The sequence below is a fragment of the Streptomyces sp. NPDC005803 genome, from assembly GCF_040630435.1.
GTDB lineage: Bacteria > Actinomycetota > Actinomycetes > Streptomycetales > Streptomycetaceae > Streptomyces.
The window spans coordinates 547197-572020 of record NZ_JBEXXO010000001.1 but is presented as its reverse complement, the minus strand read 5'-3'; the positions used below and the strand labels follow the sequence as shown (position 1 = coordinate 572020).

Sequence of the window (24824 nt, the reverse complement as noted above, 5' to 3'; positions counted from 1 at the left end):
CGCATGGCCCCGGTGCGTTTCGGTATTCTGGGCCCCCTGGAGGTCAGCGGCGGCGTGCCGCAGGCCGCCAAGCTGCGCGCCGTCCTCGGGACGCTGCTGGTCCGCGCGAACGAGGTCGTGTCGGTGGACAGCCTCGTCGACGAACTGTGGCCGGACGCTCCCCCGCGCACCGCCACGACGACGCTCCAGGTGTACGTGTCCCACCTGCGCAAGTCGCTGCGCGACGCCGATCCGCAGAACGGCGGGGAGGTACTGGTGACCCGCCGCCCGGGTTACCTGCTGCGGGTGGCGCCCGAGGACCTCGACAGCACGGCCTTCGAGGAACTGTCCCGGCTCGGCCACCAGGCGTCGTCCGAGGCGGACTTCGCCACCGCGGCCGAGCACCAGCGGCGCGCCCTCGCCCTGTGGCGCGGCCCCCTGCTGTCGGACATCGCGCACGGGCCCCTGATGGACGGCGCGGCGGTCCGCCTGGCCGAGACGCGCACCACGGCGCTCGACGAACGGGTCAGGGCCGAACTACGCCTGGGGATGCACCGCGAACTCGTCGCGGAACTCCATGAACTGGCGGCCGAGTACCCGCTGCGCGAGGAGTTCCACACCCATCTGATGGTGGCGCTCTACCGGTGCGGGCGGCAGGCGGAGGCGCTGCGCGTGTTCGCGCTGCTGCGCCAGACCCTGGTGGAGGAGCTCGGCATCGAACCGGGCCCGAGGTCCCGCCGGCTCCAGCGGCTCATCCTGGAGGGCGATCGCGAACTGGCCCGGCCCGGCCCGGCCGAGCACCTCCCGGCCGGCGGCGGCGCCCGCCACGGCGAGGACGCGCTGCCGGCCACCGACCCCTGGTTCACCGGCCGCGCGGACGAACTCGCCGTGCTGGAACGCCTGCTGCGCTGCGCACCGGAGACGGGCGGCGACCTCGTCGCCGTGACGGGCATGCCGGGCACCGGCAAGACGGCGCTGGCGGTCGAGGCCGCGCACCGGGTGGCCGACGCCTTCCCGGGCGGCGTGCGCTTCCTGGACCTGGCGGGCGGCGGCCGACCGCCCGGCCGGGCGGCCGGCCGGGACCGGCGCGCGCTGCTGGTCGTCGACGGGGTGACCTCCGAGGCGCAGATACGGCCCCTGCTGCCGCTGGGGCATGTCGTGCTGCTCACCGCGTGCCGCGTACCGGCCGGACTTCCGGGCCTGCGCACCGTGCTCCTGGGGCCCTGGCGCCCCGAGGAGTCGCACCGGCTCGCCCGCCTCTTCGAGGGGTACGGCGACGACCGGGCCGGCGACCGCGTCGAGCCCGGCACGGTCACCGCCGTCGCCGAGCTCTGCGGGTGGCTCCCGCTCGCCGTACGGGCCGCCGCCGCCCAGCTCGCCGCCCGGCCGCACTGGACCCCGGCCACCCTCGCCGCCCGGCTGGGCGCGGAGGACGGCCGGCTCGACGCGCTGCGCACCGGCGACGTGGACGTGCGGGCCCGGCTCATGACGGCGTACGAGGCCTGCGCCGCGGGCCTGCAGAGGGAGTTCCGCCTGCTGTCCCTCCTGCCGCCGGGCCGCTTCGGCGCCCGGCAGGCCGCCGTCGCGCTGGACCTCACCGGGGCGGGGGCGCTCACCGCACTCGAAGCGCTGGCCGACGCCCGGCTGGTGGAGGCGGACCATGACGGCTGGCGGCTCCCGGAGCTGTTGCGGCTGCTGGCCGCGGAGCGACTGGCCCTGGACGAGGCCCCGGAGGCCGTGCGCGCGGCCGCGCACCGCGTGTGCCATGCGTACGCCCAGGACGCGGCGGAGCCCCGGCGCGCGTCGGAGCCCGACGCCCCCGGCCTCGCCCGGCTGGCGCGCACCGCGTACGACGCCGGGCTGTGGGAGCTCACGGTACGGCTGACGGACGGGCTCGCCGGCCGCGTGCAGGAGGACGCGGAGGCCGAGGAGGCCTGCTACGCCCTGGCCCTGGACGCGGCCCGCCGGAGCGTGGACCGCTCCGCGCAGGCCCGGATGCTGCGTGCGCTCGCGGAGCTCGCCTCGCGCTACCGGCGCTCGGAGCACGCTCAGGTGCTGCTGGGCCAGGCCCTGGAGGCCGCCGGGGAAGCCGGCGACCAGCAGGAGGCGGGCCGGGCGCTGGTGGGCCTGGCCGAACTGCTGCTGGACGGCGGGGCGGCCGGTGCGGCGGCCGAACTGCTGGAACCGGCCCTGGCCGCACTGTCCGCACCCGGCCACCCCCGGGGCCGTTACGAGGCGAGCCGGGCCCGGGCCCTGGTGGCACTGGCCCAGGAAGGCCCGGCGGCGGCCCGGGTCTGGTTCGGCGAGTGCCTCCGCCTCGCGGGCACACTGGGCGACCCCCGGCTCCAGATGTACGCCAGGCGCTCCCTGCGGGCGCTCGACACCGGTGCCGCCGCCTCGGCCGCCGAACGGGGCGGGGCGGGTTTCGGGGCCGTGGAGATACGGCCCGGGCTCTGGCGGATCCATCGGGGCGGGCCCTTCGCCGGGCCGCCCCCGACCCATGGAGAACCATGTCGGTAGCGCTCGGCCCGGACACCGAACTCGTCGGCAGGGAGCACGAGTCCGCCGCGCTGCGGGAACGGCTGCGTCAGCACCCGGTGCGGCTGCTGACGCTGACCGGGCGGGCCGGCGTGGGCAAGACCCGGCTGGCCCAGGAGGCCGTCCGGGGACTCGGCGCCGAGTTCGAGCGGGTCGAGGTGCTGGACGCGGCGGCGCCGGGCGAGGCCGCACGGGCCGCGATGCGGGCGCTCGTCCGGGCGCTCGCCGACGGCCCGCGGCCCGCTCGCGGGGACGCCGGCGGGCGGATCCTGGTGCTGCTCGACGGCTGCGACCACGAGGCGCGCGAGGCCGCCGCCGAGACCGCCGTCGCCCTCGCCGCCGACCCGCGCGTGGTGGTGCTGGCCACCGCCGTGGAACCGCTCGGCGTCTACGGCGAACAGCTGCTGCCCGTCGCCCCCCTGCCCGTACCCGGCGACGGAACGGGCGACGAACCCCACGACGTGGCCTCCGTGGCCCTGTTCGTCCGCCGGGCCCGGGACGCCGACCCGTCCTTCGCGCTGACCCTGGAGAACAGCGCGGCCGTCACGGAGATCTGCACCCTGCTCGGCGGTCTGCCGCTCGCCCTCGAACTCGCGGCGCAGCGCCTGCGGTTGCTCCCCCCGCACCTGCTGGCCGCCCGGCTGCGCGGCCGTACGACCGTCCTGGCGGGCGGACCGGTCAACGCACCCGGGCGGCACCGCTCGCTCGCCGCGCTCGCCGAGTGGAGCTGTCGCGGTCTGGTCCCTTCGGCCCGCACCCTGCTGGGGCGGCTCGCGGTGTACGAACCGGGCTTCGGCCTGGCCGCCGCGGGGCTCACCGAGGAGGAGGGCCTCGAACCGCTGATGGATCGCGGGCTGCTCACCGTGGTGGGTGAGGAGCGGGGCGATTTGCGCCTGGCCGTGCCCGAACCCGTACGGTCCTACGCGCGCACCGGCCCGGCGGGGGCGGACGGCGGTGGCGCGGCGCTGGACGCGCACGCCGAGCGGTACCGCCGGCTGGTTGCCGCCGCACTGCCCGGGCTCGCGGGGACCGGCCAGGACCGGCTGCTGCGGGAGTCGGCGGCCGAGAGCGCGAACGTGCTCGCGGCGCTGCGGCGGCTGCACGAGCAGGGCGACGGCGAGGCGGCCGCCGCGATGGTGCTGGGCTGCCGGCTGCCCTGGCTGGCGCAGGGGCGGCTGCGCCAGGGCCTGGAGTGGTGCGACCACGTGGCCGAGGGCAGGGGGCAGCAGCTCCCGGAGACCCTGCGGGCGCGGCTGGCCGACCTGTCCGGGGTGTTCGCGCTGGCGCTGGGCGATCCGCAGGAGGCCGTGCGCCGCCACCGGCGTGCGCTGGCGCTCGGCAAGAGCGTGGGCGACCGCCGGCAGAACGCGCTCGCCTCGGTGGGGCTGGGCGCGGCCCTGCTGAGGTCCGGTGACGCACCGGCGGCGCGGAGCGTGCTGGTGACCGCGTTCAGCGCGCTGTCCGCGATGGGGGTCACCGGCGGCACGGCCGAGGCGGCGGTCTCGCTCGCCGGTGCGCTGCACGCCGAGGGCGACCGCCGCAAGGCGCTGGAGACACTGGAGCGGGCCGAGGAGGTCTTCCGCCGGATCCGGGACGGGCGGGGACTGGCCGGCGCCCTGAGAGCCGGGGCCGCGATGGCCCTGGAGGGCGACGAGCCGGAGCGGGCCGAGGCGGCCGTGCGGGAGGCCCTGCGGCTCTACGAGGCCATCGACGAGCGCACCGAACTGCCGGACGTCCTGGAGGAGTTCGCCCTGCTGCTGCTCCGCACCCAGCCCGCGCAGCGGCCGCGCGCGGTGCGGCTGCTGGCGGCGGCGGACGTCCTGCGGCGCAGGACCGGTGCCGAGGTCCCGCAGGAATGGCGCTCGAAGGCCGAACAGGCCCGTACGGAACTCGGCTCCCGGCTGGACTGGCCGGACTTCGCCACCGCGTGGGCGGAGGGTGTACGGATGTCCGCGGCCACGGCGGTGACCGAGGCACTGTCGGCGCCCGCCCCCTCGCGCCGCCCGGTGGCCGGGGCGGCCGCGGAGGCCCAGTCGCTCACGCCGCGCCAGGCGCAGGTGGCGCTCCTGGTGTCGGAGGGGCTGACCAACCGCCATATCGCGGCCCGGCTCGGCATCTCGGAATGGACCGTGGTCAATCACGTCCGCCAGGTCATGCGGCGGCTGGGGTGCACCTCGCGGGTGCAGGTGGCCGGGGCGGTGGGGCGGTGGGCCTGACCCACGGCACGGGCACGGCGGAGCGCCGCATCATGGAGCTGACCGCGCCCGCCGCCGTCACCGACCGGTTCCGGGCGGCCGGGTGGTGGCGGACGGGGACCTTCCTCGACGACCTCTACCGCACGGCGGCCGGCGCGCCGGAGCGCCCCGCCATCGTCTCGGAGCGCGCGCTGCGCCCGGAGGGACGGCGCCGGCACGTGCTGACGTACGGTCAGCTTGCCCTGTACACAGACCGGTTCGCGGCCGCGCTGACCTCGCTCGGGGTGGCGCCGGGCGATCCGGTGGCCTACCAGCTGCCCAACTGGTGGGAGACGACGGCCCTCACCCTGGCCTGTCTGCGGGCCGGGGCGGTCGCCGTGCCCGTACTGCCGACCGTACGGGCCCATGGGCTGCGGCGGATCCTGGACGGGACGCGCGCACGGGTGTGCGTGGTGGCGGACACGTGGGAGGGCTTCGCGCACGCCGAGGCGCTCGCGGACCTCGCCCCGGGGCTGCCGTGGCTGCGCCATCGGGTGGTGCTGGGGGACGCGGCGGCGACCGGGGCGGTCGACTTCACGGAGTACTTCGCGCGCACCGCGCACGAGAGGACCGCGGCGGGCCGGCGCGCCGGACCGCTCCCCGGGCAGGCCGACCGGCCGTCGGTGCTGATCAGCGTCATGGGGCTGCGCGACTCCTACACCTCGGTGCTGCACTCCCCCGACACGCTGTACGCCAACATCTCCGCCCAGGACCATCCGGACGGCCCGGGGCGGCGGCCCGGCGAGGTGTTCCTCAGCACGCTGCCGCTGACGTCGCTGGCCTCGTTGATCTACTCCGTGTGCTGGCCGCTGGCGGTCGGCGGGACGGGCGTCTACCAGGACGTCTGGGACCCCCGCCGCTGTCTGGACCTGATGGCGGAGGCCGGGGTCGACCAGGTGTACGCGGAACCGGCCTACTTCGCGGAGCTGCTCACCGCCCAGCGCCACCGGCCGCGGGAGCTGGAACGGCTGCGGCTGGTGCTGTCGGGCGGGCGCACCAGCACTCCGGAGCCGCTCGCGGCGGAGTTGCGGGAGGTGTTCGGGGTGCCGGTCCTGTCCGCCTGGGGGGCGCCGGAGCTGGGGATGGGCGCCCTGTCGGCGTCCGGGGGCGCCCGGCTGCTGCGCGGTCTCGAGGTGTCCGCGCGGGACGGTTCGGCCGCCGCCCCGCTCCGGGTCCGGGGCCCCTCCGTGGCCCTGGCCACCTGGCGGCACGGCTCCTCGGCACCGGTGTCGACCTGGGAGGACGGCGACGGCTGGCTGGACACCGGTGACCTCGCGACGGCCGCGCCCGGGGGCGGTATCCGGGTGCTGGCCCGGGCGGGGACGCGGACCGGCGCGATCTTCATGGTGCCGGTCGCGGAGGTGGAGGAAGGCCTCGTGACCCACCCGCGGGTGGGGGAGGCCGCGGTGGTCGCCTACACCGATCCCGAGCACGGGGAACTGCCGTGCGCGGTGGTGGTGCCGACCGCGTGGGACCGGCCGCCCGGACCTGCCGAGCTGCGCGAGCACCTCACCGCGCTGGGGATCGCGGAGGCGTTCTTGCCGACCAGGCTGGAGATCGTCGGAGCCCTGCCCCGTGACGAGCACGGCCGGCTCCGCCGCGCCGCCCTGCGCAGCTGGCTGCTCCGCCTCCACCCGGGCAGCCCACGACCGGCGCCTTAGGGGGTGTCGTGTCCTGGTTCGCAGCCGGCCACCCGGCGGGCGAAGGCGCGGAGTTCCGTGCGCCAGCCGGGGCTGAGGGGAGCGACCGCCACCGCGCTGTCGGCCCGGTCGAGCAGTCCGGCGATCGTCTCCTCGGCGTCCGCACGGGCCCGCGCGTCGAAGAAGATGTCCCGCAGGAACTGGGCGTCACCGTCGAAACCCGGTCCTCCGCGCAGGAAGCCGCGGATCCGCCAGGCCCCGTGCACGGCTCGCGCGTACGCCTCGTACGTCTCGCGCAGGTCTTCCCGGCCCGCGAGCGCGGCACCGATCAGCAGGGCGTGCCGCAGCCCGTACCAGCCCGCGCCGCAGCCGCTGCCGCAGTCGTCGAGGCACTGACCCGGCCAGGCGTCGTCGAGGTACTCGGTCGCCGCGGCGGCTTCCGCGTGCGCCCCGACGGCCCGTTCCGTACGCAGTCCGTCCCACAACTCCCATGCCGCGTACGGGAGCCGGGCCGCGAAGCGGTCCCCGTACGCGAGGGCCAGATCACCCGCGAGGACCGCGGTGCCCTCGCCGAAGCGGCGGGACTCCCCGCTCCAGCCGTTGCGCTCGTGCTCGGCGGCGTGGCTGATGTGCAGGGTGGGGATGCCGCGGCGCAGGCTCGCGTTCGTGCGCACGTCGTCGCGGATCATCAGGCAGGTGTCGAGGAGTTCGAGCGCGACGGACGCGGACACCACGTCGTCGGCGGCCGGGTCGCCGCCGGCCGCGAGGTACCCGGTGAGGCAGATGACCGGATGGGCCCGTTCGGCGCCGGCCTGCACCAGCTCGGCCACCCCTGCCACCAGTACGGCGCTGCGCGGATCGGACGTACGGCGGCTGCGTCCCTCGTCGGCGAACAGGCGGGCGAGCCGGTCCTCGACCCGGTCGAGCACGGCATCGCGCACCCGGCCGGGCGTCGGAGCGCTCCCATGCTGGTCGTGCGTGGGTGTGGTGGTCATGGCGCCCTCCCTGGTGGGCTACGGCTCAGGACCGACCTTCCAGGACCCGTCGCGCGTGAACCACCCCGCCGGGCCGGCGCGTCAGGGCCCGGGAACGGCGGGGATACGGGGCACCAGTTGCCTGCCATGGCGGGGCGGGGCGGGGCGGGGCCTGCCATGACCTTGCCATCCGGCCCGGCGCCCGCCGTCCCGTGCCTGCCACGCCCCGCCCCGGCGCTGCCCGTCGGCCGGCCTCAGATGAACTCGGCGACCCCCAGGTGGAAATCGACCGGGAGGGCCTGCCGGCCGGGGATCTCCAGCTTCCGGTAGACGCGGGTGAGGTGCTGCTCCACCGTGCTCACCGTGATGTACAGCTTCTGCGCGATCTCCCGGTTGGTATGACCGTGCACGGCGAGCAGCGCGACCCGCTTCTCCGACTCGCTGAGACTCGCCACGAGGTCGGCGTGCGGCCCCCCGGCGTCCGCGGCCGCCTCCGGGACCTCGCCGGTGTGACCGGGGAGGATCGTCACGCACAGCGCCTCGGCGCCGCACTCCTTCGCCACGTGCCAGGCCCTGCGGTTGACCATGGCCGCACGGGCCGGTTCGCCCAGGACCCGCAGGACCTGGCCGAAGTCGCTCATGGCACGCGCCAGTTCGTACTGGTCACCGGAGCGGTGCAGGTCGTCCACGGCCTTGGTGAGCATCATCTGCCGCTCCCTCGGCTCGCGCAGGGACGCCCGCAGACGCAGCGACATGCCGCGCACCCAGGGGTCGTCGGCGTCGCGGGTGGTCAGCTGGTCGGCCAGGAAGCGGTCGGCCTGGTGGGTCTCGCCGAGCCGCATCAGCGCCTCCGCCGCGTCCGCACGCCAGGGCAGGACCCGCGGGCGGTCCAGCCCCCAGCGCTTCATGTGGCGGCCGATGTCGAGGAAGTCGCCGAGGGCCGCGTGGAAGCGGCTGGTCGCCAGGGCGTAGTGGCCCCGGGCGCGCAGGTACGCCAGTCCGTGGACGCTGCCCGTCAGCTGGGCGGGGACGGGCCTGCTCAGCACGGCCGCCGCCGCCTCCGGACGGCCCATGGCGGTGAACGCCCGGACCAAGGTCGCCGTGACGGCGCACAGCTGCACCCCGCCGCCCCGGGCCGGTACCGCGCGCAGGGCCGCCTCGGCCGTGCTCACGGCGCCGGTGAGATCGCCCAGGCGCAGCCGGGCCTCCGCGAGAAGGCCGGCGAAGGCGGCCTGCCAGCCGGGGGCGCGGCGTGCCGCCGCCTGGTCGGCGAACGCCTCGCACCAGGGCCGTGCCCGCTCGGCGCCGTCCAGGTACAGCAGGGTGCGCAGGGCCTGCAGGGTGGGCTCCACCGTGCCCTCGGCCAGTGTCGCGCCGCGCAGGAACAGTTCGGCCGCCTGTGCGGCGGCACCCTCCTCGGCCTGCGCGGGCAGGGACCACAGGGCCGCCGGGTGGATGGCTCCGCGCACGGCCCGGCCCCCCGGATGCCCGCCGGGCTCGACGGGGACGCAGCCGCGGCCGACGGCTCCCCACCGGGGGAACGCCGACAGGCCGTCGAGCGGGTCGTCGCCCGGGATGTCCCCGTGTCTGCGGCCGGCGGCGCCGGGGTGACGGCCCTCACCGGCCGCGAGCCGCTCCAGCACCTCCGTCGACTCGTCGATGCGGCCCTGCGCGGCCAGGACCCGGGCAAGCGGTCCGAGGGCGCGCGGCTCGAGCCGGCCGGCGGCGAGGGCGGCGAGGGGTTCGGTCAGATGGTGTTCGGCGGCGGCCGGGTCGGTGCGCCCGGTGACGACGCTGAGCCGGACGCTCACCTCGGTGCGGCGGGCCTCGTCCGGGCACGTCTCCCGGGCGAGCCGCAGCAGGGCGGTGGCCTGGTCGAGGGCGGCGTCGGCCGCGTGCTGGTCGGCCGCGGAGCACAGGACGGGCAGCGCCCAGTCCTCCGCCGTGTGCCGTGCGGCGAGGAGCTGGGCCGCGACGGCCGTGTCGGGGGCTCCCGCGGCGCGGGCCAGCAGAGCGGCGTCCCGGTGCAGGGCGCGGCGGGCTTCCGGCTCCATTGCCTCCAGCACGGCGGCCCGCGCGGCCGGGTGGCAGAAGCCCTGCCCGCGTCCGGCGGGGAGCAGGCCCGCGGCTTCGAGGGCGGCGAGGGCCCGGGCGGCGGCGGGTTCGGTGGCTCCGGCCAGCCGGGCGACATGGGCGGCACTCGCCAGGGGGCCGAGCACGGCGATGGCCTCGGTGAGCTCCGTGCCGGCCGCTCCGCAGCGGTGCAGGCAGGCGCGTACGGCCTGGGTGTAGGCCTCCCCGGGCAGGGCTCCGGGGTCCTGGAGCAGGGCCCGCAGCAGCAGCGGGTTGCCCCCGCTGGCCCGGTGCAGCCGGGCGGTCTCGGCCTCGCCGCGGTCGGGCAGCATCGCCCGGACCGCCTCGGGCGTGAAGCGTTCCAGCCGCAGGCGTACGAAGTGGGGCAGCCGCAGCAGTTCGGTGCGCAGCAGCGGGTCGTCGCCGTGCTCGTGCACGGACTCGGTGAGGACCAGCAGCACCTTGGCCTGCCGGGCGCCGCGCGTGAGGTGCAGCAGATAGCGGCTGGACAGCTCGTCGACGTGGTGCAGGTCGTCCACGCAGATCACCACCGGTGCGACGGTGCTCAGCTCACGGACGGCCGAGGCGAACTGCCGCATGGCCCCGATCCGGCCGGCCTCCCCGGGTGAGGACGGGACGGCCGGCAGCGCTCCGGCCGGGGCGTCGGCGGCCAGCTGGCGCAGCACGCCCAGCGGGTGTCGCCGTTCGTCGGCGGCGCCCATGCCCCGCAGCACGATGCCGCCGCGCTTCTCCGCGTTCACGGCCACGGTCTCGAGGAACTCACTCTTCCCGCAGCCGACCGCACTTTCGACAAGAATTAATCCGGAATTCCCCTCTTCGCAGCCTTCGATCAGCTTTTCCAGAAGAGAGAGTTCCTCCGCGCGACGGAACAACACCATGAGATCCCCCAGTGCCCGCTTTTCGTTTGCTCGAAAAAAGGGAACGCGAATCGGATTCAGGACCGATCGAGCAGCGCATGAAAAGCAGTCCGGTCCCACTCTAGAGGCCTGTTTCCCCTCCGCCCGGTGGCCGGAACCTGCCAGTCAGCAATCCCCGGGGGCGGCCGGGAAGATGCGGCGCGGGGCGACCCGGGACCGGCCCTGGTGCTGTCGTTCCCGGGGGTAGCCGACGGAGACCTCCTCGAACCGCACACCGTCGTACCAGGTGGTGCGCGGGATGTGGAGATGCCCGTAGACGACCGCGGCGGCCCGGAACCTGATGTGCCAGTCGGCGGTGAGGTCGGTGCCGCACCACTGGGCGAACTCGGGGTGCCGCAGGATCCGGGTGGGGGTGCGGACCAGCGGGAAGTGGTTGACCAGCACGGTGCGCAGTTCGGGATCGCAGGCCGCCAGGCGCGCTTCGGTGGCGGCGACCCGGGCCCGGCACCACGCCTCGCGGGACGGGTAGGGGTCGGGGTGCAGCATGAACTCGTCGGTGCACACCACTCCCGCCTCGTAGGCCTGTTCCAGCGCCTGCTCCCGGGTGGCGGCGGTGGGGGTGCGGAAGCTGTAGTCGTACAGCAGGAAGAGGGGGGCCACGACCAGCGGTCCGCCCGGCCCCGACCAGACGGGGTACGGGTCCTCCGGGGTGTATGCGCCGTACGAACGGCAGATTTCGACCAATCGCCGGTAGCGGGCGTCTCCACGCAGGGTCACGGGATCTTCGCGAAGAGTCCACAGATCATGGTTTCCGGGAGCCCAGACCACGGTGGCATAACGCCGCGTCAGCAAATCGAGCACCCACCGCAGATCATCGGGGGACTCGCCCACGTCACCGGCCACGACGATCCAGTCGGCAGGACTGTCGGGATAGAGCTCCTCGACGATCCGGCGGTTCTCCGGGAATGCGACATGGAGGTCACTGATGCCCATGAGGTTTCCGTGCGCCATTCACCCAGGCTGGGCGGCCCGGCCGGCCGCGAACACCCCTTGCCGCCCCCTGGGGTTGGGGGCGCCGCCCGCGCACCGCCCGGATGACAGGGAGATGGCAAGGCCGGCCACGGGGCATGGCAGCCCGCTCCCGGGCGGGGCCGGTGGCGCCGGGCGGATGACAGCGAGCTGGGAGAGAACCCGGGTCCGGCGGGCCCGTCCGGCCCGGCGGCGCCCTGTTCGCTGGCCGGGGCGGAGCGGCGGCGCGAGCGTGGAGGACGTCCACCCGACGCACCGACCTGAAGGAACGCCGTGCTCACAGAGCTCCTGCCGTCGAACGTCGCCACCGCCGAGGCCACCGCCGATCCGGCCGACGTGTTCCTCTTCCCGGAGGAGGAGACCCTGATCCGCGACGCCGTGCCGAAGCGCCGGCTGGAGTTCGGCACAGTGCGCTGGTGCGCCCGCCGCGCGATGGGGGCGCTGGGCGTGGCGCCGGCCGCGGTGCTGCCGGGACGGCGGGGTGTCCCGCAGTGGGAGCCCTCGGTGGTGGGGTCCATGACGCACTGCGCCGGTTTCCGGGGCGTGGCACTCGCCCGTGCGCGCGACTTCCTCGCGGTGGGGATCGACGCGGAGCCCAACGCCCCGCTGTCCGCCGGGGTGCTGGAGTCGATCGCGCTGCCGCAGGAATTGCGGAGGACCCGTGAACTGGCGTGGTCGGCGCCGGAGGTCGCCTGGGACCGGCTGCTGTTCAGCATCAAGGAGGCCGTCTACAAGACCTGGTTCCCGCTCACCGGCCAGGAACTGGACTTCACCGACGCGCTGGTGAGCGTGGACGCCGCCCAGGAGACGTTCCACGCCCGGCTGCTCCCGAAGCCGGAGGGGCTCTCCCCGGCGGGGCCCACCACGTTCAGCGGCCGCTGGTCCGCCCGCGGCGGCGTGCTGCTGAGCGCCATCGCGGTGCCCGCCCGCACACCGGCCGCCCCGGCACACGGCGATGCTCCCCGCCTGTGCCGCACGGGGAGCATCGTCTGAGTCCTGGACCGCCGGGCCCGGTCAGTCCCAGCGGTCGTCGTTCGGTCTGTCCACGCCCGCCGTGACGAGCCCGTTCGCAGCCGTCGCCCCCGCGCCGGATCCTGCGGACGTCCCCTGCAGCGCCAGGCCTGACATGAACTGTCCCCCCATTACGGCCAGAAGCATAGCCATCAACAAAGTCAAGCGAATCGGTGATGTTTTACCATACCTTGCCATTGCGACTCCCCTCGGTCGGCGAATGAGCCTTACCTTCGCTAACTCCTTCACCCGAAATCTCCGCCTTTGGCGGCCCCGGGTGACGGGAATAGAGTCTCGGATAGCGATCATTCACGCCAAGAGGGCCACGTTGGCGTAAAGTTACGTGGCAGCAATTACACCGAACAGTGGGGGCTGGCGTGTTCCAAGGGGAGTACGCAGATTCGGGGTTTACCGAACTGGACGACGTGAGCGCTGCGGCATACGGGCTCGCCGTCGAGTGCGGCCGCTTCGACCGGGAGCGGATTGCCGGCCAACTGTCGCTCTCGCACGACGAGATCGCGCGGGTCGAGAGCGTGCTGTCCGGGGTCCGGCTCCTTCAGTCCGTACCCGGCCACTCGCACCAGCTGACCCCCGTGGCGCCCGACGCGGCGGCCGCCTCCCTCGTGGGCCCCGCCGAGCGGCAGATCCGCGACCTCCAGCAGGCGGTGACGGACGTCCGCGCCAAGCTGATGTCGCTCACCCCCCTGTATTTCGAGGGACGCAGGCTGCGCAATCACCTGGAAGCCTTCGACGTCATCAGCGACCCCTCCCGGATCCAGGCGCTGCTGGACCACCTCGGGCAGACCTGCAAGCGCGAGCTGATCACCGTCCAGCCCGGTGGCGCGCGCCGGGCGGACATCCTCGCGGACGCGCGGGAGAGCGCCCTGTCCATCCTCGGCCGCGGGGTCCGGATAAGGACCATCTACCAGCACACCGCCCGCAACGACCTGCCCACCCGTTCGTACGTCCGCGACGTCACGGTGCAGGGGGCCGAGGTCCGTACCGCCGACGAAGTCATCGACAGACTGATCATCTACGACCGGGAGGTGGCCTTCCTCCCCGAGCGTTCCGCGCAGGAGGGCAGCACGCCGGGCGCCGCCGTCGTCCGCGAGCCCACCCTGGTGGCGTTCCTCTACTCCGTCTTCGAGTACCTGTGGGAAGGCGCGTCCCCGTACGTCGTGGAGTCCCAGCGGCCCCCCACCTCCACCGACGAGCTGAAGTGGTCGATCATCCGGCTGATGACCAAGGGCTACAAGGACGAGATGGTCGCCCGTCGGCTCGGCATGTCCGTCCGCACGTGCCGACGCCACATCGCGGAGATCACCGAACAGCTGGAGGCGACCAGCCGCTTCCAGGCGGGGTACAACGCCGCACGCCAGGAGATGCTCTCCGGCGACACGCCCCCGTCCCCCTGATCCCGGCGCCGCCCGCCTCACGGACCGGTCTCCGCGTCGAGGGCCTCGGTGATCGCGTCCATACAGTCCTGGTCGAGCATCGTCGTGACGTGGGCGTCCTGCAGTTTGCCGAACCCCGCGTCGTACACCGCGGCGCTGACGACGTAACCGCCCGGCAGGGAGAACGTGCGGAAGGTCCACTCCTCCCCGGTGCCCGCCGTGCCGTCCGGCCGCTGCACCCGGACGGGGCGGCCGTCCGGACCGAAGCCGAACTCGGTGAAGCGGAACTGCATGCCCTGCCCGATCGCCTTGCTGTAGGACTCCTTGAGCGTCCACAGCCGCACCAGCGCACCGTTGCGCTCCTCCTCCGGCATCCCGGACAGCAGGACCGCCTCGTACGACGTACAGATGTGCCGGACGAGCCCGCCGCCGTACATGTCCCGGTCGGCGTGCTCGGCGTCCACCCCGATGAGCCCGCACGTGGTCAGCCCGACGAGCACCAGGTCCTGGGTGTGGCTGAGGCTGATGTCGATCTGGTCGCAGCCGCGCAGGTACGGGCGGCCCGTCGGGCCGTACGCCAGTTCCAGGTCGGCCGGTTCGCTGGCGAGCACGGCGCCCGCCGCGTGCTTGAGGAGCAACCGCGAGGCGACGTACTGGTCCCGCACATCGGCGTGGGTGAGGTCGAGGTAGCGCGTCCAGTCGCGCCCGAGCAGTTCGCGCAGTTCCTCCCCCGACGGCACCGCCGGCTCCAGGTCCCTCAGCCACGCGTAGGCCAGCGCGCTCCCGTGGGTGGCGAGGTCCTCCCTGACCCTGTCCCACGAATCCCCTCCGGGAACCACCGCGACGGGCTCGCCGAGGGGTGAACCGAGCGTGAGACTGCCCGGGACGGTCATCCGTACTCCTTCACAAGGGTGTGAATGTCCCGGAGGCTGTGCGCCTCCAGCAGACGGTGCACCGGCACGCGATGGCCGGACTCCTCCAGGAGGGCCACCAACCGGAGCAGGTTCAGCGAATCCCAGCCGGGCAGGTCGCCGAGAGCGGTGTCCGCCCCGGCGGGCCCGCCGACGTCGAGGCCGAGGTCGTCGCCCACGGTCCGCAGGAAGACGTCCAGGACGCTCAGGTCATCGGAGCTCATGCGGGCTGCCCTCCGGACTCGGTGACACATACATGGCCGGGGAGGTCCGGAAGCACCGCCAGATCGTGGTGGAACTCGGCAGTCCCGTCCCCGTACGCCTCCCGGTCCGGGAGATCACGGGCGACGAACCCGCAGGACGGGTAGAGGTCCCGGGCCCGGTGGTTTCGCACGGTGGGTACGTAGCGGGCGCCCACGGCGTTCACTCCGAGGCGCCGGGCCCTACTCAACAGTATGGCGAGGAAGGCCCGTTCGATGCCACGTCCTAGGACGCGGCAACTGAGCCACAGGTTGTCCAGGTGCCACGTCCCCCCGGCCACGGTGACGAGCACCGCCCCGGTCAGGCCGTTGTCGCCGAACCGGTCGGCGCTGCGGGCCGCCAGCAGCAGATGGCGCCCGGGGTCGGCGGCCAGGGCGGCCAGCGCGGACTCCGCGTAGCCGCCCCCGGTGAGGTTGAACTGGTTGGTCCGCAGGGTCAGCTGGGAGATGCGGGCGAACTCGTGGGGCCGGGCCGGGCCGACGTCCAGGCGGATGTCCAGGGCCTCCAGGAACTCCTGGTGCGAGCCCGAGCCGGCGTGCAGATCACGGCGCTGCCGGCGCGCCCGGTACTCACCGGTCCTGGCCCGGTCCTCCTCGGTCAGGCTCATCGTGTCGAACCAGCCGTCCGCGAGCAGGCGCGCCACATGGGACGCGGGCTCCTCGCCGAGCGGCACGACGGCCACCTCGGGCAGCCCGTGGAGCACCTGCGCGCGCTCGGCGGCTGAGTCGTCGGCGAAAACGAGCGCGTCGGTGCCCAGATCCAGCTGCCGGGCGATGTCGGCGAGATTGGCGTCCTTGGGTTCCCAGTTGGCGTTGACCGCCACGAAGTCCGGGGCGCGCAGCACCAGATCGGGATGGCCGGCGAGCACCCGCTCCACCTGCTCCTGGTCGTTCTTGCTGCTCACCGCGAGCAGTACACCCTGGGAGCCGAGCTGCCGCACGCATCTCTGGAAGGCCCCGAAGGCCTCCCCCCGCAGGGTGCCCGCGGCGGCGATGCCGTCGGGCCCCTCCTCGCCGAGCACGCCGTCCCACAAGGTGTTGTCCAGGTCGAGCACCAGGCACTTGCGGGTCGCGCCGCGCAGCGCCCGGGCCAGGTGGCCGACCTCGCGGGCGTACGCGGCGAGGAGTTCCGCACCGAGCTGCACCTTGGCGTACCGGGCGAGGCGGGGGTCGGTGACCGGCCCGCCCTCGGCGACCAGGGGATCGAGGTCGATCACCACCGGCGCGGACGGGAGCTCCGTGAGCCGCAGCAGCCGGGCGTTGAACTCCCGCCACACCGCGCCGAGCAGCGCACGGGAGCGGTGGTCGACGAGTTGGTGACTGTAACTCCTGGGCAGCGGGAGCGTGTTGAGCACCAGGGTGCCCGGGGCCGCCCCGGCCATCGCGACGCATCTGGCCAGCACCTCCTCCGCCGCCGCCGCCACGTCCGCGGGTCTCCACACCGCGGGCACCTGGGAGAAGAGCGTCTCGGCGTCGAGCAGGCACAGGGTGAGGTCGGGGCCGGCCGCTCGCAGTTCCCCGGCCGGGTCGGTCAGGTCGCGCAGATAGGTGCCGTGCTCGCCGACGACCGGGCGCAGGAGCATCCCGTGGCGGGCCAGCTCGCCCCTGAGCGGGTCGAGCACGTGGCCCACCGTGGACTGTCCGGTCACGGCCACCGTCACGACGGGGACGGCCGGATGGTGGGCGAGCACGGCGTCGTCGTCGATGCCGCCCAGCAGCCGGCCGGCCGCGGCGGCGTCCGGCAGGCCGCCCCCCGGTTCCTCCTGGGCGAGGACCGCCGCGACCCGGTCGTACGTCTTCTCCAGCAGTCCTCGGCCGCGCATCTCCCGCAGCCGGTCCATCGCCGTGGTCATCCGTGCCTCACACCTTCTCCAGGGCGAACCCGGCTCTGATCCACCTGCTGGACTCCACGCACAGGCCGAGCGCACGCTCCCCCACCGCCAACCGGGGCAGCAGCCGGTCCAGTTGGAGGAAGGGCAGGGCGTTGCCCGTGTTGCCGGTGTCGGCGACACAGGAGATCTCCCGCGCGGAGCTGTCCGGCAGCCGTTCCACGATGCGTGCGGTCATCCGCTCGGAGAGCTGGGGCGGCAGCAGGAAACCGACGTCACCGAGGCTCCAGCCGAGGCCGCCGAGCAGCTCCCAGAGGATCTCCGCGGCGATCGGGGGCACCTGCTCCTCGATCGCCTTGTAGTCCTCGGCGAGCATCGGCCGGTCCGAGTCACGGTCGGTGGTCCCGTACCAGTCGAGGAGCTGGCCGGGCGGCCGCCCCCGGCCGGTCCAGGAGTTCAGCACCGCCCGTACGGCGACCCGCTCGCCCTCCGGTTCGTCGGTGAGGACGGCGGCCCCGGCCCCGTCCCCGAACAGGACGTAGTTGACGAGCTCCCCGGTGGGGATCTTCGCGGCGTCCCGGCGGGGCGACAGGAACCGGTGCGTGACGTCGCCGCCGATGATCAGGCCGGCCCGCCGGCCGCCGAGGACGAGGCTCCGTCCGAGGTCGAGCGCCTGGACGGCTCCGGAGCAGCCCGCCTGGATCTGGTAGACCGGCAGGTGGTCGAGGCCGAGCCGGTCGGCGACCTCGGTCGCGGTGGTCGGCAGCAGCGTGTCGGGGGTGGCGGTCGCGAGCACCACGAACTCGATGTCGGCGGGGTCGAGCCCCGAGGCCCGCACCGCCCGGGCCCCGGCCTCGGCGCACAGATCGGCGAGGGAGCCACGGACCTCCCCGGTGACCGGGTCCCAGCCGAAGTACCGGGTCCTGGTGCCGACGAAGTGGTCGATCCACTCCTTGCCGACGCCCAGCATCGCGCCGAGCACGGTGTTGTCCACCGGCTCACCGGGCAGCGCCGTGCCGGTCGCGGCGATGTGGACGGCGCTCATGCCGACCTCGCCATGATGACGCCGTCGAGGAACTCGGCGAGCGAGCCGACCGAGCGCAGTGCGGGCAGCAGGCGCTGCACGGAGACCTCTCCGACGCGCGGAAGGCGGGCCTCCACCCGGTTCTTGAGCTGCATGATCATCACCGAGTCGAAGCCGAGGTCCTCGTGGAACCGGGCCTCGCGCACCACGCGCTCCGGGGCGTACCCACCGACCTCCGTGACGGCCTCGACCACGGCGAGGAGCACCGGGTCGCCCGGGTCCGCGCCGGTGGCCGCCTCCGGGCCGGCCCGCCGTTCCGCGACGGGCGGCTGCGACGCCGTGGGCGCGGTGCCGGCGGGCGGCTGCGATACCGCAGGCGCGGTGCCGGCGGGCGCGGGTGCCGGCAGCCGGTCCCAGTAGCGCTGCGCGGACGAGAACACGTACGGGGCGAGGGGTTCGACGCCCCGGTCCTCCGGCACGTACAGCTCCTCCCAGAGCGGGTCCACTCCGCAGCGGTACAGGGCGCCGGCCGTCTCCGCCAGGTCCCGGGCGGTGGCCTCGGGCCCGGGCGCGGGATGCAGGAGCTCCGCACCTCCCACGCGCCCGCCGCGCACGGCGATCCCGGTGAGCTGGGGCTTCGGTCCGATCTCGATCAGATGGGTCGGGGCCAGGTCGCGTACGAGCGCCGCCAGCGCGTCGTCGAACAGCACGGGTTCCTCGATCTGGCCGGCCCAGTAACGGGCGTCCAGGGGTTCGTCGCGCAGCATCCGGCCGAACCGGGCCGAGGCCACCGGCAGCGCGGGCCGCGCGCACCGCACGTCGGCGGCGCGCAGCCCGGCGGCCACGGGAGCCATCAGGGGCGAGTGGAAGGCGTGGGCCGTCGGCAGTTCGCCGGCGCGTATCCCGAGCCCAGCGAGCTCCCCGGCGATCCGGGCCAGCGCGTCCAGCGGGCCGGCCAGGACCGTGTCCGCGGGACCGTTGAGCGCGGCGGCCACCACGTCCGGCTCGCCCGCCAGGGCCGGCGCCAGCTCACCGGCGCCGGCGGCGACGGCGAGCAGGCCCGCACCGGGCGGCAGTCCGGCCGTCAGCCGTGCGCGCAGGACCACCAGGCGGGCGGCCTCGTCCAGATCCAGGGCGCCCGCGGTGACGGCGGCGGCGTACTCGCCGAGGCTGTGGCCGAGCACGGCGGCCGGGGTGACGCCCACGCTCGCCAGGGTGCGGGCGAGGGCGACGCCGACGGCGAACAGGGCCGGCTGGACGGCCACGGGCCGGTGGGCCGGGTCCTCGCCGCCGAGGATCACATCCCGTACCGAGGCGCCGAGGTGGGCCGCGAGCGCCTCGTCGGCCTCGTCGAGGTGGCGGCGGTAGGCCGGCGACTCGCGGTAGAGGCCCGCCGTCATGCCGGGGAACTCGCTGCCCTGGCCGGTGAACAGGAACGCGACCACGGGCCGGCCCCAGGGGCGGTCGGTGGTGACCGCCGCGTCGGGTGACACGGGGGTCCGCAGGGTGACCGCCCGGCGCAGCCGCGCCACGAGCTCGCCGGTGTCGCGCGCGGTGACCGCGAACCGGTGCGGCAGACCGGTCTTGATCCGGTTGCTGCTCCAGCACAGGGCGGCCGCCCCGCCCTTCGGCCGGGCGGCGATCGCGTCGGCCTGCGCGGCGAGGTTGCGGCGCAGCGCCTCGGGGGTGTCGGCGCTGACGGTGAACACGCCGACGGCCTCGGTGGCCGCACGGGTCCGGCCGGGCGTGGCCCTCGGGGACCTGGGCGCGCTGCCGAGGACGGCGTGGACGTTCGTACCGCCCATGCCGAAGCTGCTGACGCCCGCGGTGTTCTGACCGCGCGGCAGCCGCGTGGGGGACTTCAGCAGCCGCAGGCCCCGTTCGCCGAGCCGCAGCCGGGAGTTCTCGCGGTCGGCGTAGAGGCTCGCGGGGACGATGCGGTGGTGCAGGGCCAGGGCGGTCTTGATGAACCCGGCGATGCCGGCCGCCCCCTCGGTGTGGCCCAGGTTGCCCTTGACGGAGCCGATCGCGCAGGGGGTGTCGCGCGGGACCCCGTGCACCGACCCGAGGGCCGCGCACTCGATGGCGTCGCCGAGCACCGTTCCGGTGCCGTGGGCCTCCACGAAGGCGACCTGGTCGGGGGTGACTCCGGCCCGCCGGTAGGCCGCTCTCAGGACGCGCTCCTGCGACCAGCGGTTGGGGGCGATCATCCCGTTGCTGCGGCCGTCCTGACTGACGGCGCTGGAGCGCAGCACGGCGTAGACGCGCTGGCCGTCGGCGAGCGCGTCCTCCAGGCGGCGCAGCACCACCAGGCCGACGCCGTCGCTGCGGCCGATCCCGTCCGCGTCGGCGCTGAACGGCTTGCAGCGTCCGTCGGCGGCCGCCAGTCCGAGCTGTCCGTAGACCAGGCCCAGTGAGGGCGACAGCACGATGTTGACCCCGCCGGCCAGCGCGGTGTCGCACTCCTGCGCGAGCAGGGAGTTGGCCGCGAGGTGGACGGCGACCAGCGAGGACGAGCACGCGGTGTCGACGGCGAGGCTCGGTCCGGTGAAGTCGAAGTGGTACGAGATCCGGTTGGCCGCCATTCCGGCGCTGCTGCCGGAGCCGAGCAGGGGGGTGACGCGGGTGAGGTCGCTCATGGTGAGGCGGCCCCACTCGCCGCCCATCACGCCGACGAACACCCCGGTCTCGGTGCCCGCGAGTTCCCCCGGGGCGCGGCCGGAGTCCTCCAGGGCCCGCCAGGCGCAGGGCAGCAGCAGCCTGTGGTGCGGGTCCATCGCGGCCGCCTCGCGCGGGGTGACGGAGAAGAAGTCGCTGTCGAAGACATCGACGTCGTCGACGAAACCGCCGCTGTCACCGACAGCGGGGAAGTCCCGCGCCTCCCAGCGCCCGCGCGGAACGGGGCCGATGCCGGCCCCGCCGGACATCAGCAGGTCCCAGTACGCCCGCACGCCCGCCGCTCCGGGAAACGCGCAGTCGATCCCGACGACGGCGATGTCGCCCATCAGTGCCGGCCCCGTGCCGGGAACGGGCCGGCGGACGCGTCGGGCAGTACGGCCGTCAGATGGCGGACGAGGCTCGCGACGGTCGGGTAGTCCCACAGCAGGGTCGGCTCGACCTCCAGGCCGAACTCGTCCTCCAGGTCCCCGCACAGGCTGAGCGCCGCCACCGAGTCCATGCCGTACTCGGCGAGCGGCACGGTGGGGTCGACGGTCTCGGGCGACCGCCGCAGGTAGAGCGCGACGCGGGCGGACAGCCACTCGTACACGCCTTCGGACTTCGCGGTGTCGGCGGCCACGGCGTGCCGGCCGGTGGGACTGGTCATGGCGGGACTCCTTCGGTCAACCCGGGATCGGGGTCGAGTACAGGTCGTAGCTGGTCCGGGTGGAGAAGCGGAGCTGGACCTCGTGCCGGATCCGCGTCTCGCACTCCGGCGGGAGGGCGGCGACGCGTGTGCCGAGCCGCCGGCAGATCCGGTGCAGCGCGGCGGCCGCCCACGACGGGTCGGCGAGGAACGGGTCGGAGCCGTAGCGGCCCTGGTCCCACACGCCGAGCACGGCGGCCCCGGCCAGCAGCAGCGTGTACCGGTCCATGAGGGCGAACCTCGCGGGCTGCGCGCGGGAGGCGGGTCCGGCGGCCTCCAGCCTCAGCACCCGGCCCCGGACATCGCGGAACTCCTCGACGAGCAGGCCCGCGAGCGTGCGCAGGGCGCGCTCCACGGGTCCGCGACCGTGGATGCCCGCGGCGACGGCGAGCATCGTGGCGCTCAGCGAGTCCCGTCCGCAGGCGAGGGCGAGCCGGTCGCCGCGCAGCGGCGGCAGGTCCCCGTCGAGGCGGAACAGCGCGGCGGGCGCCTCGTCCTCGACGAACCAGGAGCCCCGGGCCAGCCGGGGCATCTGCGGGATGACGGTGGCCTGGCAGGCGACGGTCCCGGCGTGGCCGAGGCTCAGCACCGGTACGTCCCTGACGTGCTTCTGGAAGATGCCGAGGGTGCCCTCGCGGGTGTAGAAGTCCGAGCCCAGCACGATGGACAGGTCGTACATCGGCTCGGTGAGCACACGGGGCAGCAAGTACTTCAGCGCCGACGAGTAGACGCTGGTCTCGGCGGGCAGCAGGTGCAGGGCGCGGGTGGCGACCACCGCCAGGCTGTCGTAGAGCAGCAGGTCGACGAAGGCGTTGGTGAGGGCTGCCCCGGTACGGCTGCCGTCGGTGCCGCGTGCCTGCCAGCCGCCCGACTGCTCCCGGTCGAAGCGGACGGCGGTGCGCAGGCTGGTGTCGAGGGCGGCGACGGCGGTCGCGGCGATCACCGTCCGGCTGATCTGGAAGGAGCGCAGCGCGGTCTCGATGCCGCTGCCCTCGGGGCCCAGCAGCGCGCTCCGGGGCACCGGGCAGTCGTCGAACTCCACCCCGGCGAAGCGGCAGCCGCGTAACCCGACAGGGGTCCTGCGGGCGGTGACGGCCGCGCGGGCGTCGCTCAGCTGCCCGGGCTCCAGCAGCAGCACCGAGTGGCTGCGGCTGCCGGGGGCCGGGTCCGTACGGCAGAACAGGACGAGCGCACCCGCCCGTTCGAGGTTGTTCACCAGCGGCTTTCCGCCACTGATCAGATAGCCGCCGGGGCTCCGCCGGGCGGTGACCTGACTGCGCACGTAGTCGTTGCTGTGGGCGGTCTCGTGCTGGGCGATCGCCGCCCTGCCGCCCTTGCGCAACAGCCCCGCCAGCCAGTTCCGCTGCCGGGGACTGCCCGCGGCCCACACGTCGGACGCGGCCATGAAGGTGGTCATCCCGTGCCCGATGGCCAGGCCCACGTCCCGGCGCATGACCGGGCGCATGACCCTGACCAGGGTGTCCATCGCGTCGAGCCGGCCGCCGAGTGACCGCGGGACGTACTCGTCGACGATCCCGAACTCGTCGAGCAGCGCCTCGCCCGCGGCGAAGGGGACCGCCGCCCGGTCGGCTTCGAGCAGCGCGGTGTAGCCGGCCGGGTTGGCCGGGTCCGACGGGTCGCCGAGCAGGGCCTCCAGGCCGGCGACGCGGGCCCGCACGGCGCTCTCGCGCCGCTGCGCGGCACCCGCGGTGGCCTCCGGCCGCTCGACGGGCAGGGTCGTCACCACCGCCTTCCTCCGTCGGCTCCCTCCGGCCGCAGCAGATCGCCTCCGAACAGCACGTCCTCGGCGCGGGCGAGCGCCCACACGTCGGGGGTGAGCACCTCGTACTCGCCGCGCACCACACCGTCGAGGAAGAGCTTGCGCATCAGGGTGCGCTGGACCTTGCCGCTGCTGGTGCGGCGGACGGCGCCGGGGCGCACGAGCAGGACGTTGCCCGCCGGGATCTCGAACTCCTGGCCGATCAGGGCCTGTATCTTCTGGGCGACCGTCCTCAGCTCGGTGCTGCCGACCCCGCGCACCTCCTGGACGAGGACGAGGTGCTCGCGGCCGGCGTCCACGGAGAACGCGGCGCCCGCGCCGAAGGTCAGGGCGGGGCTGACGGTGCGCGCCGCCCATTCGACGTCCTGCGGGTACACGTTGCGGCCGTTGATGATGATGACTTCCTTGAGCCGCCCGGTGACGAACAGCTCACCGTCCACCAGCATGCCCAGGTCGCCGGTGCGCAGGAAGTTGCTCTCCTCGTCGTTGAGGCTGGCGCGGAAGGTCCGTACGGTCTCGGTGGGGCGCCGCCAGTAGCCGCGCGCGATGCTGTAGCCGCGCAGCCAGATCTCACCGACGGCGCCGGGCGGCATCTCGTGGTGGGTCAGCGGGTCGACGATGCGCACCTCCATGTCCACGGGGGCGCCGCAGCCGACGAGGGTCTGGTGGCGTGGCCGGGTCCCGGTGGCGTCGGCGACCCGGTCGTACTCCAGCTCCGTCCTGTCGAACGCCTTGCGCACGTACGGCGTGCCGGGGACGCCGCCGGAGACGACCAGGGTGGCCTCGGCCAGTCCGTAGCAGGGACGGAAGGCCTCGGGGCGGAACCCGGCGGGCGCGAAGCGCTCGGCGAACGCGTCGAGGCTCTCGGCGCGCACCGGCTCGGCCCCGTTGAGGGCGAGGCGCCAGCGGGACAGGTCGAGGGCGGCGATCTGCTCGTCCTTGACGCGGTGGACGCACAGGTCGTAGCAGAAGTTGGGGCCGCCGCCGACGGTGACGCCGTACTCGTCGATGGCCTGGAGCCAGCGCAGGGGCCGCTTGACGAAGGACAGCGGGGTGACCTGGACGCTGTGGCTGCCGAGGAAGACGGGGTGGAGAAGGTGGGCGACGAGACCCATGTCGTGGAAGTAGGGCAGCCAGCTCCCGAATACGTCCTCGCGGGTGGTCCTCAGCAGCTTCCGCAGCGTGGCCTGGTTGGCGAGGAGGTTGCGGTGCGAGACCGTCACCCCGCGCGGTTCGGAGACCGAGCCGGAGGTGTACTGGAGGAAGACGAGGTCGTCGGGGCGTGCGGCGACGGGCCGCCACTGCTCGGGGTCGCCGATGCCGGGGACGTCGGTGACCTGGCAGACGGCGCCGGAGCGGGAGTTGCGGGCCAGCCACAGCGCGACCTCGGGCGCGGCGGAGGTCTCCGTGAGCACCACCTCGGCGCCGGTGTCCTTGAGGACGGCCGTGGTGCGGTTGAGCCGCTTGTCGCGGCCGGCCTCGCCCGGCAGCGGCACGGGGACGGCGACGGCTCCCGCGTACAGGCAGCCGGCGAAGGCCTTGAGGAACTCCACCGTCGAGGAGTAGGCGAGCAGCACCGGTTGTCCGGCCGCCCCGTACTCCTGGAGGCAGACCGCGATGCGTCTCGCCTCCCGGTCGAGCTCTCCGTAGGTGAGGTGCTCGGCCACGGCTCCGCCGGCGGTGTCGCGGAGGAAGATGTGCACGTCCTCGTCGGGGAGTTCGTCCGTCCGGGCGCGGAGCAGTTCGGTGAAGGTGGCGAAGCGTGACTCTGACATCCGCGGCATCCCCTCGCATCTGCGGGCCCGTGGATGGTGCGGCCCTCGTTCCCGCCGATCCTCCGCAAACGCCCTTAAGGTTCGCTTGCGCGGGCCTGCGGTCAGGGGGCGACAGGGGTGCTCGCGGGCCC

General features: G+C 74.5%; 16 protein-coding genes. 5 read left to right on the top strand and 11 right to left on the bottom strand.

Annotated elements, in window-relative coordinates; translation table 11 throughout:
* Nucleotides 1-3: 3 nt before the first annotated feature.
* The 3 genes from ABZ454_RS02325 to ABZ454_RS02315 are packed head-to-tail and all read left to right on the top strand — an operon-like array spanning nt 4 to nt 6412.
* Nucleotides 4-2499, top strand: coding sequence for an AfsR/SARP family transcriptional regulator (locus tag ABZ454_RS02325; RefSeq protein WP_359535695.1), 2496 nt, complete (start codon nt 4-6; stop codon nt 2497-2499).
* Nucleotides 2490-4733 carry a LuxR C-terminal-related transcriptional regulator gene (locus ABZ454_RS02320; protein ID WP_359535694.1) on the top strand — a complete coding sequence of 748 codons (2244 nt, stop codon included), beginning with the start codon at nt 2490-2492 and terminating at the stop codon, nt 4731-4733. Before ABZ454_RS02325 ends, ABZ454_RS02320 begins: the two co-directional genes overlap by 10 nt.
* The gene (locus ABZ454_RS02315; protein ID WP_359535693.1) at nt 4724-6412 is read left to right on the top strand and encodes an AMP-binding protein; all 1689 of its coding nucleotides are present in this window, start codon (nt 4724-4726) and stop codon (nt 6410-6412) included. Before ABZ454_RS02320 ends, ABZ454_RS02315 begins: the two co-directional genes overlap by 10 nt.
* Here the strand turns inward: ABZ454_RS02315 and ABZ454_RS02310 are convergent.
* From ABZ454_RS02310 to ABZ454_RS02300, 3 genes are all read right to left on the bottom strand, one after another.
* Nucleotides 6409-7386 carry a polyprenyl synthetase family protein gene (locus tag ABZ454_RS02310; RefSeq protein ID WP_359535692.1) on the bottom strand — a complete coding sequence of 326 codons (978 nt, stop codon included), beginning with the start codon at nt 7384-7386 and terminating at the stop codon, nt 6409-6411. The genes ABZ454_RS02315 and ABZ454_RS02310 overlap by 4 nt on opposite strands.
* 233 nt (nt 7387-7619) lie before the next feature.
* A complete protein-coding gene (locus ABZ454_RS02305; RefSeq protein WP_359535691.1) occupies nt 7620-10337 on the bottom strand; it encodes an AAA family ATPase in 2718 nt (905 codons plus the stop codon).
* 144 nt (nt 10338-10481) lie between these two features.
* Nucleotides 10482-11309, bottom strand: a complete 828-nt coding sequence (locus ABZ454_RS02300; RefSeq protein WP_359535690.1) for a metallophosphoesterase — start codon at nt 11307-11309, stop codon at nt 10482-10484.
* A 309-nt stretch (nt 11310-11618) separates the two neighbouring features.
* On the opposite strand from ABZ454_RS02300, the gene ABZ454_RS02295 reads away from it, so the two are divergent.
* Nucleotides 11619-12338, top strand: a complete 720-nt coding sequence (locus ABZ454_RS02295) for a 4'-phosphopantetheinyl transferase superfamily protein (protein WP_359535689.1) — start codon at nt 11619-11621, stop codon at nt 12336-12338.
* A 443-nt stretch (nt 12339-12781) separates the two neighbouring features.
* Nucleotides 12782-13771 carry a LuxR C-terminal-related transcriptional regulator gene (locus tag ABZ454_RS02290; RefSeq protein ID WP_356319150.1) on the top strand — a complete coding sequence of 330 codons (990 nt, stop codon included), beginning with the start codon at nt 12782-12784 and terminating at the stop codon, nt 13769-13771.
* Nucleotides 13772-13788: 17 nt separating this feature from the next.
* Here ABZ454_RS02290 and ABZ454_RS02285 read toward each other — a convergent pair whose 3' ends face one another.
* From ABZ454_RS02285 to ABZ454_RS02250, 8 genes are read right to left on the bottom strand one after another with little or no spacing between them, the layout of a single operon-like run.
* Nucleotides 13789-14643, bottom strand: a complete 855-nt coding sequence (locus ABZ454_RS02285) for a 4'-phosphopantetheinyl transferase superfamily protein (RefSeq protein WP_359535688.1) — start codon at nt 14641-14643, stop codon at nt 13789-13791.
* Nucleotides 14640-14885, bottom strand: a complete 246-nt coding sequence (locus ABZ454_RS02280) for a phosphopantetheine-binding protein (protein WP_359535687.1) — start codon at nt 14883-14885, stop codon at nt 14640-14642. Before ABZ454_RS02280 ends, ABZ454_RS02285 begins: the two co-directional genes overlap by 4 nt.
* Nucleotides 14882-16774, bottom strand: a complete 1893-nt coding sequence (locus tag ABZ454_RS02275; RefSeq protein WP_359535686.1) for an HAD-IIIC family phosphatase — start codon at nt 16772-16774, stop codon at nt 14882-14884. The genes ABZ454_RS02280 and ABZ454_RS02275 overlap by 4 nt, the downstream gene beginning before the upstream one ends.
* Nucleotides 16775-16781: 7 nt before the next feature.
* The gene (locus ABZ454_RS02270; protein WP_359535685.1) at nt 16782-17795 is read right to left on the bottom strand and encodes a 3-oxoacyl-ACP synthase III family protein; all 1014 of its coding nucleotides are present in this window, start codon (nt 17793-17795) and stop codon (nt 16782-16784) included.
* Nucleotides 17792-20779, bottom strand: a complete 2988-nt coding sequence (locus tag ABZ454_RS02265; RefSeq protein ID WP_359535684.1) for a beta-ketoacyl synthase N-terminal-like domain-containing protein — start codon at nt 20777-20779, stop codon at nt 17792-17794. The genes ABZ454_RS02270 and ABZ454_RS02265 overlap by 4 nt, the downstream gene beginning before the upstream one ends.
* Nucleotides 20779-21099, bottom strand: a complete 321-nt coding sequence (locus ABZ454_RS02260) for an acyl carrier protein (RefSeq protein ID WP_359535683.1) — start codon at nt 21097-21099, stop codon at nt 20779-20781. Before ABZ454_RS02260 ends, ABZ454_RS02265 begins: the two co-directional genes overlap by 1 nt.
* A gap of 16 nt (nt 21100-21115) precedes the next feature.
* The gene (locus ABZ454_RS02255; protein WP_359535682.1) at nt 21116-22882 is read right to left on the bottom strand and encodes an acyl-CoA dehydrogenase; all 1767 of its coding nucleotides are present in this window, start codon (nt 22880-22882) and stop codon (nt 21116-21118) included.
* Nucleotides 22879-24693 (bottom strand): fatty acyl-AMP ligase, encoded by a 1815-nt coding sequence (locus ABZ454_RS02250; protein ID WP_359535681.1) that lies wholly within the window; start codon nt 24691-24693, stop codon nt 22879-22881. The genes ABZ454_RS02255 and ABZ454_RS02250 overlap by 4 nt, the downstream gene beginning before the upstream one ends.
* Between the last annotated feature and the right edge of the window lie 131 nt (nt 24694-24824).